14 protein-coding genes are annotated in these 15,218 nt (G+C 41.8%); 9 read left to right on the top strand and 5 right to left on the bottom strand.

Features of this window, described 5'->3' with window-relative positions:
- Positions 1–121 precede the first annotated feature (121 nt).
- The 3 genes from JN178_RS12380 to JN178_RS12370 form a co-directional block, all read right to left on the bottom strand.
- Complete coding sequence (locus JN178_RS12380) at positions 122–3,631, bottom strand: SIR2 family NAD-dependent protein deacylase (protein WP_202261837.1); 3,510 nt, start codon at positions 3,629–3,631, stop codon at positions 122–124.
- A 307-nt stretch (positions 3,632–3,938) separates the two neighbouring features.
- Positions 3,939–4,388, bottom strand: a complete 450-nt coding sequence (locus JN178_RS12375; protein WP_202261836.1) for a hypothetical protein — start codon at positions 4,386–4,388, stop codon at positions 3,939–3,941.
- Between the two features lie 15 nt (positions 4,389–4,403).
- Positions 4,404–5,309: a LysR substrate-binding domain-containing protein gene (locus JN178_RS12370; RefSeq protein ID WP_232369559.1), complete on the bottom strand. Its 906-nt coding sequence runs from the start codon at positions 5,307–5,309 to the stop codon at positions 4,404–4,406.
- Positions 5,310–5,441: 132 nt separating this feature from the next.
- On the opposite strand from JN178_RS12370, the gene JN178_RS12365 reads away from it, so the two are divergent.
- From JN178_RS12365 to JN178_RS12325, 9 genes are all read left to right on the top strand, one after another.
- Positions 5,442–6,296, top strand: coding sequence for a pirin family protein (locus JN178_RS12365; protein ID WP_202261835.1), 855 nt, complete (start codon positions 5,442–5,444; stop codon positions 6,294–6,296).
- Positions 6,297–6,346: 50 nt separating this feature from the next.
- A complete protein-coding gene (locus tag JN178_RS12360; protein ID WP_202261834.1) occupies positions 6,347–6,877 on the top strand; it encodes an NADPH-dependent FMN reductase in 531 nt (176 codons plus the stop codon).
- A gap of 211 nt (positions 6,878–7,088) precedes the next feature.
- Positions 7,089–7,787: a CPBP family intramembrane glutamic endopeptidase gene (locus JN178_RS12355; protein ID WP_202261833.1), complete on the top strand. Its 699-nt coding sequence runs from the start codon at positions 7,089–7,091 to the stop codon at positions 7,785–7,787.
- A 115-nt stretch (positions 7,788–7,902) separates the two neighbouring features.
- Positions 7,903–8,535, top strand: coding sequence for a hypothetical protein (locus tag JN178_RS12350; RefSeq protein ID WP_202261832.1), 633 nt, complete (start codon positions 7,903–7,905; stop codon positions 8,533–8,535).
- A 143-nt stretch (positions 8,536–8,678) separates the two neighbouring features.
- A complete protein-coding gene (locus JN178_RS12345) occupies positions 8,679–9,326 on the top strand; it encodes a hypothetical protein (protein WP_202261831.1) in 648 nt (215 codons plus the stop codon).
- Positions 9,316–10,371, top strand: coding sequence for a hypothetical protein (locus JN178_RS12340; protein WP_202261830.1), 1,056 nt, complete (start codon positions 9,316–9,318; stop codon positions 10,369–10,371). The genes JN178_RS12345 and JN178_RS12340 overlap by 11 nt, the downstream gene beginning before the upstream one ends.
- Positions 10,364–12,361, top strand: a complete 1,998-nt coding sequence (locus tag JN178_RS12335) for a hypothetical protein (RefSeq protein WP_202261829.1) — start codon at positions 10,364–10,366, stop codon at positions 12,359–12,361. The genes JN178_RS12340 and JN178_RS12335 overlap by 8 nt, the downstream gene beginning before the upstream one ends.
- A 190-nt stretch (positions 12,362–12,551) precedes the next feature.
- On the top strand, positions 12,552–13,496 hold the full coding sequence (locus JN178_RS12330; RefSeq protein WP_202261828.1) for an SPFH domain-containing protein: 945 nt from the start codon (positions 12,552–12,554) through the stop codon (positions 13,494–13,496).
- Positions 13,497–13,498: 2 nt separating this feature from the next.
- Complete coding sequence (locus JN178_RS12325; RefSeq protein WP_202261827.1) at positions 13,499–13,951, top strand: NfeD family protein; 453 nt, start codon at positions 13,499–13,501, stop codon at positions 13,949–13,951.
- A 101-nt stretch (positions 13,952–14,052) separates the two neighbouring features.
- On the opposite strand, the gene JN178_RS12320 is transcribed toward JN178_RS12325, so the two are convergent.
- A complete protein-coding gene (locus tag JN178_RS12320; RefSeq protein ID WP_202261826.1) occupies positions 14,053–14,772 on the bottom strand; it encodes a GNAT family N-acetyltransferase in 720 nt (239 codons plus the stop codon).
- Entirely contained in the window at positions 14,762–15,217 is a 456-nt protein-coding gene (locus tag JN178_RS12315) for a DMT family transporter (protein ID WP_202261825.1), read from the bottom strand. The genes JN178_RS12320 and JN178_RS12315 overlap by 11 nt, the downstream gene beginning before the upstream one ends.
- Position 15,218: the final 1 nt, after the last annotated feature.

The raw sequence follows: 15,218 nt of genomic DNA, 5'->3' as shown, positions 1-15,218 counted from the left end.
GTTTTAATCGTTGCGAACTCTTTCAGTTTGGGATGACTGTCCACTTTGAGCGAATGCGGAATTTAGAGCGAAAGATTACCTTTGTCCGCAAAAGACAAAGCGGACATTCAACGCTGCTTAGTTAGCTCTTCTCTATTGCTGCGAATCTTACTTCGGGCAAGGAATCAAGTTTAGCTTCACCTATTACTCTTTCAAGTTCACCATGAGTTGAAACATCGTTTAAACTTCGTGCCAGTTTTACAACCTCAGCTCTTAACAAAGATACGTTTGTTAATTCATTTAAAGTAAGTCTCTCAATGTTATAATTACAATTGTCAAACAGTGTTGGTATAACTTCCTTAAGCAAAATGACTTGATTATCAAGTAGGTAGTTGTCCTGCAATAGGCGATTGATACTCGATAGAACACTTATAGCGCTAGATTCCCTGTTTAACGTGACCATTGTAATCAGTGTTGCAATTAGATTTTCGTTTGATTTACATCTATATAATTTTCGCCATTCTAAAATAGAGAACGCGGAATATGTAACACTCTCATTGTTTGAGCTATGAAGAGATATTCTGAGAATTTTCTCCAAATCGCCCTCAAGGGCTGAATTATGTTGTGCAAAGTAAGGCAACGAGATTAAAGCTTGATTACAGTGAGTCTCATTAACGAAAGCATTTACTTTATAATAATTTAACTCGGTCAAATCATTTTTACTTAATGCCGGAACAATACAACGGCTCAATGCTTCAGCAATATATGGCCCGATTAAGCCATCGTTACTAGTTCTAAAGAAGTCTAACTCGTCAACTCTTTCTACTTGGGGAGACCAACTAACAAGCTTTTCAAAGCACTTTATTGCTTCTTCTTGTGAAGGCGATACGTCTACAAACCTACAGTTAATTATGTCCAACAAACGGGTTTCACTAAAAAAGTCCGTAGCTTCTGTATCGAAGACATGCTCTTTGAATTTAGTGATCAGCATATCAGGATTATTGGAAGGCAACTCTAGCGTAACCCAATTAAGTAGTCCTGTTACTGGTAAACTTTTGTTAGCTGTATCATGTTCCCAAATTTGCTTTCGTAATTTTTCTTTTTCACTCTCCTTTAGAAAATTGCACTGTAAAAGAGGCAATAATCTTTGTATCCCAAAGCGGGATGTACTCGAGTTTGGCTTCACCTGGTCAAGTATTTGGTCTATCCTATGGCTTAACTGATAGTTATCGGTCCTTTTCAGTGTCCCTCGAATAACAGGGTTTGGCCACTCAAAAGAATTTGTTTGCTCAGAAGGTTCTAACTCTGTAAATAAAGGGAACTTTAGAGCATCCAGAAGAAGTTCACCCTGCTCAGAGCAAGGAACTGTACTCAAAGAGTAATTTATCAAGTGCTTGAGTGAGTTCCTCAACCAAATATGCCTAAACATTCGGTTATGTCCCCAAGCCATAGCTAATTGGAAAATTCGCTTTGCGTTTGTCGTTGATGCTCTCACAGATAACCTTGCAAGGATTTCGACTAGAACTCTTGTTTTTGTCAATGCAGTTATAAAATGAGCACCAGAATTATTGGAGAGTTTTTCACTCCAAAACGAAATTGCATCGATACACCATTCAATTAACTTTTCACAATAGTCATTTGGCAACTTGGCCAATTGAATTCTTGAGAATGTCTTTTCAAGAATACTGTCGTTCTCGCTATTTGCAGTAACAACAGTTAAATAAAGTCGATGGTGAAAATCTAGATCTTGTAGTTGAAGCAACTTAGTCGCTGCGTTACCCATGATGTTGAAGTTGTCCCAACGTACAGGGATACCAATTTCGCTTGTCATTTCATAAAATGTAACTAAAGGGTGGACATCATTTCTGAAACTTTGTTTTGCTGAGTTATCTCTGTATTTTCCAGGCTCGAATAGAACCTCTATACCAGTATGGCTTTCTTGACTCTCAATCCTCTCTTGAACGATGTTTCTAAAAGCTTCTATATGCCTCCAAAAGTCGCATTTTCTTACTCTTGATACCTCACCTAATATATTTGTGTCGACACGTCGGAGCTCCATGGTTCCTAACAAACTGTCAACCAAACTTAGTCTAGATAGCACGTAAACGGAGTTCTCGTCTGTTCTATACTTTTCGAGTAAATATCGTCGAGCATCGGATAATAACTTTTTACCCTCATCATATTGGCCGAGTTCACCACATAAAGATGCTTTCTTAATTTTCCCATCAGGAGAGTTAGCTTTAATTTTAGGTATTAACAGTTCTAGCTCTGAATAGTTTAGATTTATCTTGGCTTCAGTTGCTTCGCAAAAAATTAACGTGTCTTCATATTCTGGCCAGAACTTTACATTTTCTTCTATGAAGGATTTAGCATGGCTTTTTAATATACACCCCTCTTCGCCATACCAGCGACTTACTTTTAAAACGTAAGCAGCGACCTCTAATCTTTGCTTTTTAGATAGAGGGTTGACCTGCGGATGTATCGCGTTAGTTAGCATTTCATTAGCTATCCATTCTGGAGCTAAGCAAAATGATACGTTGTAGTGCCACGCTACTTCGTAAAGCAGCATTGCAAGTTGGTCTTTTGGGAGGCTATCAATAGCCTTTTTGTTAAGTAATTTATGATCAAAGCGTGAATGAACGAAAAACCTTAAATCGGAGGGGCAAATAATCCACCCAGGATAATCTTCACGATCTTGTTTTAATGCTTCCAGCTGAGACTCAAAAGGCTCATCACGCTCCGATAGCTTTGGGAACCATTCCCAACTTGGTTTAGGTTTCAATTCATGCAATGCACTAAGAAATAGTTCAGTTGCCTTTTGATGCTTCAAATCTGGATCTTCGTACTCTTCAACTAAGATTGCCAAGTCAATTGGTGCTACGTTAATCGATTCTAGATACTTCCTTTTTGCCGCATTTAAGCCTAACGCGCCAACCAAATAGATACGCCTTGCACTTGTAGATAAGTGATCTCTAACCCATCCTGCCCACTGCAGAAAGTTGGGATCGTCTCCAGAAAAACCTAGTAAACAAAGCTCATTTTCAATGAATACTTGACGAGCAAAATTTACAAATGCAGCGTGCCTCACTGGGAAAGTTCGGTAATCCTCCTGAGTGAAGGTAAGATCATTAGTAACATTCAAAGTACCGTGTAACTTAACAACTCTAGGGGAACAAGCATGAGATAGATCCTCTTGTTTATAGACCACACTGTAAAATGCTTCATGTATCTTCTCAGAAGCTCTTTCCAATAAAGTATCCCAATTTGTAGTCAAAACTTCAGTCCAAGGAAGGCGAAGTAGCAAACTATGGAGCTCTCCAGGCTCCCAATTGGCATCATTAATCTCTTTTTTGATTAATTCATTGAGGGCCTGTCTGCCAAAGTAGGCGGTATATTCCTCTGCTATGCGAAGTGGATCCGTATTTCCTTTAGTTCCAAGTTCGTTTTGTAAAGTATTCGAAAAATTACTCCATAATGGCAGTTTCTTACTAGAGTCAGCCGTTGTAGAAGAACAACGACTAAAGCCTGCACCAACCATTATGGCTGCTCCATGATATGAGTTATCTTGTTTCCAAAGTACAGAAGCAAATCTTTGCAGTGTAGGAAAATCTGAGATTACCCGAATACAGTCTAAAGCGGGGGTTTTTGACATATTCAAATTAATTCATGGGCTTATGTATCAGACTATACTCCTTCAAACTCTACTGTAAATCAATCCCTGCAATTTACTTAACAGCCAGTAAGTGTAAAAGCGGCTACTCATTCTCAGTTGTCGCTGAGCCGATAACTATAGAATAGCTGTTTCTTTTGCTAGCAGTATACAAAGTGGTCAATGGCCGGAATGGCTGTAGTGCGGCAATCTAAGTTAAGGGGTTTGATGGTCCGTATTACTTACAAACCAGCCATTGATATACAAATGACTAGTTGTCCGCTACTGTTTGAAAGCAGTCTTTGCTGTTTTATAAGAATGTTGAGACTTCTTGCTCTTTTGATGCGCCTAATTTTTTCTCAGAGTTCCGTTCAAAATCATCGTTTGCCAACTCGTCGAGATATTCTGAAGCCATAACCTTGTGTCGATTCGATTTCATGTTTCGAGCTAATAAGTCTAGTCGTGAGGCTTTATTAGAAAATTTTTCACTTTCAGATTTTCCGCATTGTGCATCTAGCTCTTGGCCATTGACAAAAAACCATGCCTTGTCTTTAGCACGAGAGCCTTCAACGTAGCTGGCAGATCTGTCCATGGCTGTGCTGTAGTACGTGAAGGTATCACCGTCAATTGTAGTTCCCTGGGCACTGTAGACTGTAGAAGCATAGGCTTGCACCACATGAAATCGCTTCTCATCATCACAGTATTCGGACTGTTTAATAGTGACGGTGCGCCCGTCATCTAGAGCAATGGTTAGAAGCACATCTTCCTTTAGCTTCTAATCTCCAATTCTTTCGTTTAGATGTGCAAGTAAATAGTCTGCAAATACTTTTACCGATTTAGGTTGGCCTTTGCGCGAGGGCATCATCAAACTCAATTGGGCTTTTCCTGTCGTCCAATCAGGCAACACCCTTACCAGTGAGCCTTCAGCAATTTCCTGACGGCATACGTAGGCTGGTAGGCTCACTAAACCGAGCCCTTCTATTGCCGCTTGTTTTAACGAGCCCATATCGTCACTGCAATATTGGGGAGAGAAGGGAACCGTAGTTTTTACACCTTCTTTATTTTGCAAAGTCCAATGGCCCGTTGCAGGCTGCCAACCCACTTTCAAACTGCGCCGCTTAAACAGATCGTACGGCGACTTAGGAACTCCTGCCTTCGACAAATACGCTGGGCTTGCAAACAAGTGCCAAGAAACCTTGGCCAAATGTCTTTGAATGATGCTTGAGTCGGGTAAGGCGTCGATATGCCCCCTTATTGCTAAGTCGATGCCCGATGACACTAGGTCGATGGCTTCGTTAGTGACTTGTTGTATTACCTCAACGTTGGGATTTTCATCTAAGAATTCGAGCATTAAATCTCTTATTGCAAACTGTGCAACACCTACAGAACAACTTAACGTAACCCGCCCACTTAACGATGCACTTCTTGTTTGAATAGCAGCTTCAGCCGCTTCCATTTCATCGATAAGTGCGCGCGCGTGCCGATAAAAAATTTGACCTGCTTCTGTGACGTTAAACTGACGTGACGTTCTTTGAATTAACTTTGTAGAAAGCCTTTCTTCTAACTTTGCAACATGACGGCTTAGGCGCGATTTCGGCATGTTGAGTGCCGCTGCAGCCGGTGAAAATCCACGTTTTTCGACCACGTGAACAAAGTAAAAGTAATCATTTAAATCAATCATACAACATTTTTCTAAAGGCTTTATTGTTCTAATTATAGAACGCTGATTTCAAATTATGCCACTACAAGAGTTAATCGTTCTACTGCTAGTATCTAAATCGTGATAGCACAACACCAATCTGGAGATAGCGCAATGACCACACAGATGTCCACAGTAGTAACAGGCAATACGTTTAAAATTGGAAATGCTTTTAGTGCATTAGCTTTTAGAGAAAAGGACTTCTTTGGCGCAATGGACCCACTTGTAATGGTTGATCATTACACGATGACACAGCCGACTTTTGGTGCTCACCCTCACGCAGGGCTATCAGCAGTATCTATTCTTTTTGAAGATAGTGTGGGGGAGTTCCATAACCAAGACTCACTAGGAAACGATTTCGCGCTTATGCCAGGCGACCTGTATTGGTTGAATGCCGGTTCAGGTGTTGTACACGATGAAGCGCCACGCAATAGCGCGCGTATTCACGGGTTACAAGTGTTCGTTAATTTACCTGCGTCACTTAAAAGAAATACCCCCTCAGCACTTCATGTTAAGTCAAGCACCATGCCCGTGTATGAAAATCAAGGTACACGAGTTCGTATTGTTCTAGGCGAAAGTAACGGCCTAACGGGGCAAAGCGCACCTACATTACCAATGACAATACTGGATGGTAAGTTAGCGCAACAAAGTACTTTCTCTCATCAGTTAAACGAACGTGAAAGTGCGTGGGTGTATGCCATTAAAGGTGAGCTTACATTGAGTATCAATGACGAACAAATCACGCTTTCTGAAGGTCAAGCGATAGCAGTATCTCAGTTGAATAACAAAGCACTCAGCCAACTTTTGCTAACGAATACGTCCGCCAAGCCAGCACATTTTGCACTTTTCGCAGGTGAACCTGTAAAAGAGCCTTTTGTTCAAAAAGGGCCCTTTGTGATGAATTCTCAAGCCGAGATCGAAAAAGTAGAAGCTGAATTTGCATCGGGCAAATTTGGAAGCCTTGAATAGTTTGCTATCCCCATTAATCGTTCAATCTAACCATTCGTAAGGAATAATCTATGAAAATTCTCGCCATTCCCGCAAGTAACAGTAAGAAGTCAATTAACAAAGCGCTCATTAACTACGCTGCTTCATTGCTTCCTCAGCATGATATTGAAGTGATAGATATTAATGATTATGAAATGCCTATTTACAGTGTCGATCTAGAAGAGGCTTACGGGGTACCTGACGCAGCGTCGCAGTTTTATCAAAAAATAGAGCAAGCTGACGCCCTAATTATCTCTTATGCTGAGCACAATGGTAACTACACCGTAGCTTACAAAAATCTTTTTGATTGGACTTCGCGGGTTAATATGAAAGTTTATCAGGGCAAGCCTGTTGTGATGTTGTCTACTTCACCTGGTCCGGGCGGCGCAGCAAGCGTATTGAAATTGGCGGTAGAGTCGGCCCACTTTTTCGATGGGCACGTAAAAGCGTCACTTTCAATACCGAGTTTTTATGACAATTTCGACCAAGAAAAAGGGGAGCTAAGCCACCCAGAATTGATCGCCAAGCTAAAAGCCGCCTTGTCAGAAATAGAAACCAATTAACCGATATTCACAACAAAGAGAAGTGCGAAGTATGACTATTGGCATACGCGAGCTTCTCTTAATTGCACAGCCTGCACAATATTTTGTACGTAGGGTCAAGCAACCACCGCGCTGGCGGTGATACCTTCTTTCCCCCGAATAACTATGTAGCAATTCACAGGTGTCGGGGTGAATGTTACTGGTCTAATGCTCACTACTAAGAGGTAAATTCATGGCGTTACAACGAGACAAGTCTGGTCTGTTAGAGGTCACGATTTTTGTGGTATTTGCACTTACAACTAAGGCTTTGGCGCTGCAATGGACCCCGAAATATGCTGGCCCCGTAACGTTACTTCTTACTTTGGCATTACTGACAGGCTATCTGCATCGGCAAGGCAAAACGTGGAAGCACTACGGACTAAAACCGTTAACGGGTTTAAAAGCAAAATTGCTCGTGTTGCCTCAAGCGATATTGGTTTCTATCTGTTTTGCTATATCGGTGGGGTCAGTAATAGCGTTGGCAAATGCCTTTGAAATAAGCGCGCTGCTACAGGTTTCAGAAGGTGTTGAATCGCGCTTTGGCGGGGTGAGGGGGAATTTACCTAACTTTATAATGTGGTTAGGTATTATTTGGGTCTCTGCTGCGTTTGGTGAAGAAATGTTTTTCCGTGGATATCTGGTTACAAGGCTACAAGAAGTTTTGCCCAGCACGCGACTAGCAACCGTTATGGCTGTGTTAATTCCCGCACTAATTTTCGGCTATGGACACTATGACTATCAAGGAATAAGAGGCCTTGTTATGACGGGAATGATTGGAATTGCCTTTGGCGCTTCGTACCTTTTATTGAAAAAAAGCCTGTGGCCAATCATTTTGGTGCATGGAGCGATGGACTCAATAGCATTCACGGCCTTGTATATTGGGGCTGATTAGGCAGGATAAGTTATGCAGAGTGCGCTTATGATTCAGGTGTAGACGGTAGCTAACCAACCTCTTTTGGGCTATCTTTTAGCCATCGACCTTTTGCAGTCTTGACACGAAAACGATTATGAAATGGATTTTAAGTCTACTATTTTTTGTTATGTATGCGACGTCAGTATTCGCTAGCACGTCCGTTGATACTAGCGGAGCCCCCACGATTGAACGTCATATCGCGAATAAGAGCGAAAGCAACCTAATTAGCGCAACTTCAATTAACAACGCTGAGCATAGAAACGCTTTTGAAGGCATGGATGGTGAGCGCGTAGAAAGAATAGAAGTGCTTGGTGCTAAACCTTTACGTTTTTTGTATAAAATACGTGAAGAAAAGCGATTCGCCTTTATGGAGGAGTTTAACAACGCAATCAAAGATACTGACTTGCACTTTAAGTGTAAAAACCAAACTGCCACGGGTTCTCATGTAAGAAAAAACGTGTGTAGAAATCAATTTGATTGGCGAATAATACAAGAAATCGTAGAGGACGAAGTTCGCCGAGGAAATATGGTGGGTGCTTATGCCATTGCTCTTATGGGAAATAAAGAGCAAAGAGATAGAAGAGAAGATTTATTGGAAACGATAAACCAGCTTATCGTAGAAAACGAAAGTTTCGCTGAACTGTATGGCGAGTTTAACGAAGCTAATACTGCTTACAAAAAGGCCCACGCTAAAAAGTTTGGTGTGTTCAGTCAGTACAAAGAGTAGTCGCCAAGTATTTCAATATTCGCTTTTTGCAACGAAGGTTGACAAAAATGCTGCAGGTTATATTTTAAGCTATAGGTCAAAATATAATCGGTTGGGATATGTTCTTAAAAAGGATTTTGGTTTTATTCTTGTTAGTTGTTTTCGTGCATTCGGCATACGCTCAAGTTTCCATAGAAATACCTGTGGATGCCTTTTCTGAGAACTATGCAGAGAATGTAGAGGTAAGCGGCTCAATTTTAGCTTCCTCTTCAGTAAAGGGAAGCTTGAAATTCGTCGCCCCTGAAATGCTCTTTGTCTTTGTGCCGCGTCCTACCTCCACTCTACAAATTGTACTGTCGAGCATTGATGGAAAATACAGTGCAGATGCTTCAATAGAATTAAGTGAAGACCAGGTTGGCTGGGTTCAGTTGAAAGTGCCTACCAAATATCAATCTGAGTTTATTAAATACCTTCCTAACCGATTAGTTGCGTTTGTGTTTGTCGACAGCCAAGATATGTTTGGTAACTATGTTCAAGAAGTCTACCCGACATCTTGGGGTGAACCCGTAGAAAACCAGATTAAATTGTTCGTAAACACTTCGGGTGGAAACCCTAATATTACTTACAAAATAGCTTCAGGTGATGTCGTGTCACGAGATTGTGCAGCGCTAGACGACAAATACACTCGCGTTTACAACCACAGGTGTGAATTTGGCAGCGATGACATTGCAAGTAATTTAATAGTAACTATTAGTCCAGAGTACGACAGTTTAGGGAAGAATTACGTTATTTGGACTCCAGATGAACAGTGAGCAAGATAGCGTTTCGCTAACTGATAAAATACTAAAACACCTTACCGCTAAGCGTTTAGTTGGTCCTGCAATATTTTTAGGTTGTATAGCGTCACTCATATTCGTTCTCCTTTTGATAGCGCTAGCTCATGCGACACTCGCAAAACTGGATGCGAATACCGAGTATGCCATTAAAGCAACGACTCAAGTTGTCAGGTACCTACCTAATACGTCTTCGATACCCGTCGTAAATTTAGCAGAGTTTCATGTGGTGAGAGAGGTCAATAGTTGCCCACAATTGAAGCGTGCTAAATGGCAAAAACACGGTGAATTGAAGTTCTATGACAATGCTATTGTGACCACTCGGCTGATGGATAAGTCCCTAATTCAAATAAATATACAGCCAATAGTAAAAGAAAAGAGAGTTGCTGAATTTATATTTTCGGCAGGGCGCTGCGTGCTAAAAGAAAAAACAGTATTCAACATAAGACTGAGTGCCGACCATCCAGACTTCATGATGATTTTAGTGGGCGACGTAACAATTGGTAAACAGTTGAGTTACGACACTCGGACAATGCCACTACTACTTCAATCTGGGCAGATACGAATTAAAGATAAGAGCTTTTGGTTTGAAGATACTATTTCTTTGCCCGATGTTGAGCTAAGCATGGGAGATACGGTAATTATTCCGGCTGATGACTCAAATGCAACCAATGGACTGCTGACAGTAACGCTTGGTGATACTGCTTTTGACGGCGTTTTCTACAAAAAAGGGGGGCAGTTAAGAATCGTCAAACCTTTTGCTGATAACGACGGAGACCCGATTGAAATCAGCTTTTTTGAACGCCTATATAGCGACAATGCTTTAGCGATAGCAATAAGTGCAAGTTTCATCATTATTCAGCTACTGATGTATGTAGTTAACACATTAATCAGGTTGACACTAATTCCTAAACCGCCAGCTATTGGGGTTAGCGATTCATTAAGTCAAAAGAAAGAGCAAACTGAAAAACACTCAGCAATGCAGCCCGACGCGACGACTAAAAAGGATACTAACAATGCTTAATTTAAAAGGAATAACAGTAACGTTGCTTTGTGTTCTAGTGTGTAAATTTAGTAATGCGTCTGACGCCTACGTTAGAACTGTCCATCAGGAAGGACAGGGGATTCTTAGACCCATTGGTGAGTCGTGCTTTTTGTATACACCTGCACATGTGGTTACGAAGTCGCAAGGGGTGTTAGTAGAAACTCGTTTGAGAAAAAACTTAAGAGGGGAACTTATCAACACGTACCCGCAAGATCTCGCATTGGTGAAACTTGATGATAGCTCTGCATGTCAGGAAAGTAGTTGGAAAGATGGCGGTGAAAGAGTAGAGGCTATAATCAGTGTGATTTCTAGTGGTCGCATGAACTATAAGCATCAACAGGGCCGCACTGAAGTATATGATGTCGAAATAACAGACAAGGCAGTAGACAGCACTTTTTCATTAAAATTGAAAGATGGAAAGAAATTCCGCAAAGGGATGAGCGGCTCAATCGTAACTGTTGGAGATTACCCAATAGGAATGCTGCTATCTGTTGAAGGTGACACAGGCACAGTACTAAGAATGGATACCATGGCCGACTTATCTAGGCGGGTAATTTTGCGATATGCCACAGATAAAGAACGCATTGAACTGGGCGATCTTAGCAATAGGGAAAGCCAAGTCTCGAATACTGAAGCGAACACTAAACCTTTATTGAAGACTAATGGCCCAGCGCCAAGTATTCAAAACACGAGTAATGAGTTCAAAGGCTCATTGTCCGAAGGAATGAGTGTAGACCACGTGTTTCTGGCGCGTGGTAACACTGCGTATCGAATAACTAGCGAGCCTCAGCGCGATAAAGTGCAGTATATTGCGCGTATTTTTGATGATGCTGGCAACGAATTGTTTAGTACGGGCTACAAGTGGTCTAGCAATAAGCTCGATTGGGGGGTAGGAGTTACTCAACCAGGTGAATACATATTAAAAGTTTCGGGAACAAAAGGAAGCGGAAAGTATCAGTTTACGATGCACACTATTGCAGCACCTGAAGAACTGACTTCTAACAGTAATATTATTGGAACAAACGACACGATTTCAGGATATTTATCAGATGGAACTTTTGCTGAGTATAAATTTCTAGCGCGCGGAAACACTGCATATCGTGTAACGAGTGAGTCTCAGAGAGATAAAGTGCAATACATTGCACGTATATACGATGATGCTGGAAATGAGTTGTATAGTACCGGTTATCAGTGGTCCAACAACAAACTAGATTGGGGCGTAGGTGTCACGCAGCCAGGGGAGTATACCTTATTAATTTCTGGTACAAAGGGCGCTGGGAAGTATCAGTTTACAATGAATACGATTGCGACACCTGAGGAGCTTGCTTCGGACAGTAATATTATTGGAGTCAATAGTGCGGTTTCAGGTTATTTGTCAGATGGAACGTATGCCGAATACAAATTTTTAGCTCGTGGAAATACAGCTTACCGTATCACAGGAAAGCCTCAGCGCGATAAAGTACAGTACATAGCAAGGATTTTTGATGATGCTGGTACCGAGATGTTTAGCACAGGTTATAAGTGGTCTAACAAAAAACTAGACTGGGGAGTGGGGGTCACACAGCCAGGGGAATACACCCTAAAAGTCACAGGTACAAAGAGTGCTGGTAAATACCAGTTAACAATAAATACCATAGCGACACCCGAAGAGCTTGCCTCTGATAGCAATATTGCTAGCGTCAATGATGTTATTTCGGGTGACTTATCAGATGGAACATTTGCCGAATACAAGCTTCTGGTGAGCGGTAATACTGCCTATCGTATTACTAGTGAACCTCAACGCGACAAGGTGCAGTACATTGCGCGGATTTTCGATCAGGAAGGCAACGAATTGTTTAGCTCAGGTTATAAATGGTCGAATAAGAAATTAGACTGGGGGGTGGGCTTTTCACAAACTGACGAGTATTTCTTAAGAATATATGGCACGAGAGGTGCGGGTAAATTCAGTCTGCAACTTTTGGAGGAGTAGAGGGCCATAACATAAAACGCGTCAGTTGGTTGAATGAGAGTTTACTTGTACATTAAATCTCCCTTGTTGGTGCCCACTAAACGCTACTACATGCGTAACGTTTCCTAACAATTAAACCACTATCGACGTACTGATTTTGTGATATAACATGCTAAGAACATTGTTGTATTAACATCCTAGGAGTACGTAAATGGAATTAGAAACACTACTCGATTACGTGTTTTCGTATCAGATTATCCTGCTAGTGCTGATTGTTATTGGCCTTAAATCGTCTATTAACTTTGTTCCGCAAAACCGCGCATTCATTATTGAGCGCTTTGGCAAATACAATACAACCCTTGAAGCAGGTTTAAACTTTATAGTGCCGTTTATCGATACCGTTGCGGCGGATCGTTCGCTTAAAGAGCAAGCGGGTGACGTACCAGAACAATCTGCAATTACCAAAGACAATATTACGCTAAGCGTCGATGGCGTGTTGTATTTCAAAGTTGTCGACCCTTATAAAGCAACTTACGGTGTTGAAGATTACGTGTTTGCTGTTACACAACTGGCTCAAACCACCATGCGTTCTGAATTGGGTAAAATGGAGTTGGATAAAACCTTTGAAGAACGAGATTTGTTGAATACTAATATTGTGTCGGCATTAAACGAAGCGGCAGCGCCGTGGGGCGTGCAAGTATTGCGTTACGAATTAAAGGATATTAATCCACCTAACTCTGTTCTAGATGCGATGGAACAGCAAATGAAAGCGGAACGTTTAAAGCGTGCACAAATCCTAGAATCAGAGGGTGATCGTCAAGCGGCAATTAACCGTGCAGAGGGTGACAAACAAGCCATAGTATTGGCCGCTGAGGCAGATAGAGAGCAACAAATACTTAAAGCTGATGGTGAAGCCCAGGCCATTATTCGCGTTGCAAAAGCCGAAGCCGAAGCTATTGAAACAGTGGGTAAGGCAGCAGCGACCAGTGAAGGTCAAAAGGCTGTTCAGTTAGATTTAGCAAAAGGCGCTATTCAGGCTAAAGAGAAGATTGCAAAAGAATCTTCTGTGGTGTTGTTACCGGATAGCAGTACCGAAATTGGTAGTGTTGTTGCACAAGCAATGACCATCGCGAATACCATCGGCAAAAAGGGCTAGCTATGGATAATATGCTAACCAATCTACCTCATTTTTTACTTGGCGTGGGGTTGGTGCTCCTCATTCTTGAAGTGGTGATGGGGTTTACGACTATATTGCTGTTGACGCTAGGCATATCAATGATGATAACGTCGGGGCTGATGTATAGTGGCATTCTTGATGAGTCGTTACTGTCAGCATTTGTGGTAATTGCGGTTGTGGATGCACTACTTACCCTAATAGTGTGGCGACCGTTAAAAATGTTACAGCGAGACCGCTCTCCGAAAGAAGTGAAGTCAGACTGGATAGGCACCACGTTCGATGTTGAAACGGATATTACTCCAGGCACCCCCGGTTCTGCGCGTTTCTCAGGTGTAATGTGGAAGGTGAAGTCCACCACAACAATACCGCAAGGGACAACGGTGGAAGTGATTAGAGTTGAGGTTGGCATTTTACATGTTCAACCTACCAACTAACCTTCTATGTAGAAGTTGGGTTTAAAAAGCACCTAGTTGGCGCTTTTTTGCCAGATGTTTAGTGAAACAATACAAACGCTAAATTAAGCATTTGGCTTTGCTTATTTTGCTTTAAAATAGGTAAGCTCAAAGAGGGGTTCAAACCCTAAACTGCGATATAGCGGCAGGCCCATCTCAGACGCTTGTAACACCATGTATTCTGATTGCTGCTTTGCGCGGTTAAGCAGGAAATGCATAGTCTTTTTGGCTAGTCCTTGCCCTTGGAAGGCCTTGCTAACCCCCATTTGATGGAGGCCCGTCACATTTCCCGTTTTGAAAAGTAGAGCGCTAAGTGCAGGTTTACCATCCACTTTTCCAATGTAGATTTCGATATCGGTATCATGTAGCAGAGGTGTAAACACCTTTTCATCTATGCTGTACTTAAATGCTTCGCTACTTATCACTAGCCAATCATTAAGCTGCATTGGATTAGTCACTCGCTCGATAACAAAGCTTGGATGTTGGGTATCAGGTTCCTGATAGGAAGAAAGAGGTATGCTCATGGCAGTTTGTTCAAACTCTACCAGCCAATGCTTTTTGAGTTGTTCTAGAGCTTCTGCGTTTTCGTTGTCTTTGGTAACTTCAAACCAAGTACACAAACGATGTGTTTGTGGTGTGTGCTTTAACTGGAGCTCAAGATTTGATTTGCCCTCAACCCAAGCGCGATATGGCCAGCTTTTCGATACCATTAAGCGACTATTTTTTTCACCTGCCACAACATCTGCGCCATATTTTTTCCACAACGAAGTAAGGTTATGAATGTTCAATTGATTAATGTGCATCTGCTGTGCCTCCGTTAATAAAAATGATACCCAATACCATGGCTAACAATCCAACTATTGTTTTCATCGTAATGGGTTTGATGGGCTGTTCAAACCAGCCAAAATGACCTGCAATTACCGCTAATATTAATTGCCCAGACAGGGCAAAAGACATCAGGCTACCCACGCCCATTTTGGGAATGAGGTAGTAGTAACTGCCTACACCGAACGCACTTAATATTCCGCCAAACCAAAGATAGGTGGGCACTGCCTTGATATCGCTCGCGATGGGTAGTTGTCTATGCGTTGCCACCATAAATATCAGCGTAAAAATACACGCCAACAAAAAAGCGATGGCGGTAGCAAGCAGTGGATTTTTAAACAAGACACCAAGCTGCGCATTCATACCAGCTTGAAGTGTAATGGCAGCACCTGCAAATACGGCAAGTATAGGAAAGGCCCACATG

It is taken from the genome of Alteromonas sp. KC3 (assembly GCF_016756315.1).
Lineage (GTDB): Bacteria > Pseudomonadota > Gammaproteobacteria > Enterobacterales > Alteromonadaceae > Alteromonas.
The sequence above is the reverse complement of the archived record's forward strand: the minus strand, read 5'-3'. Positions and strand labels throughout refer to the sequence as shown.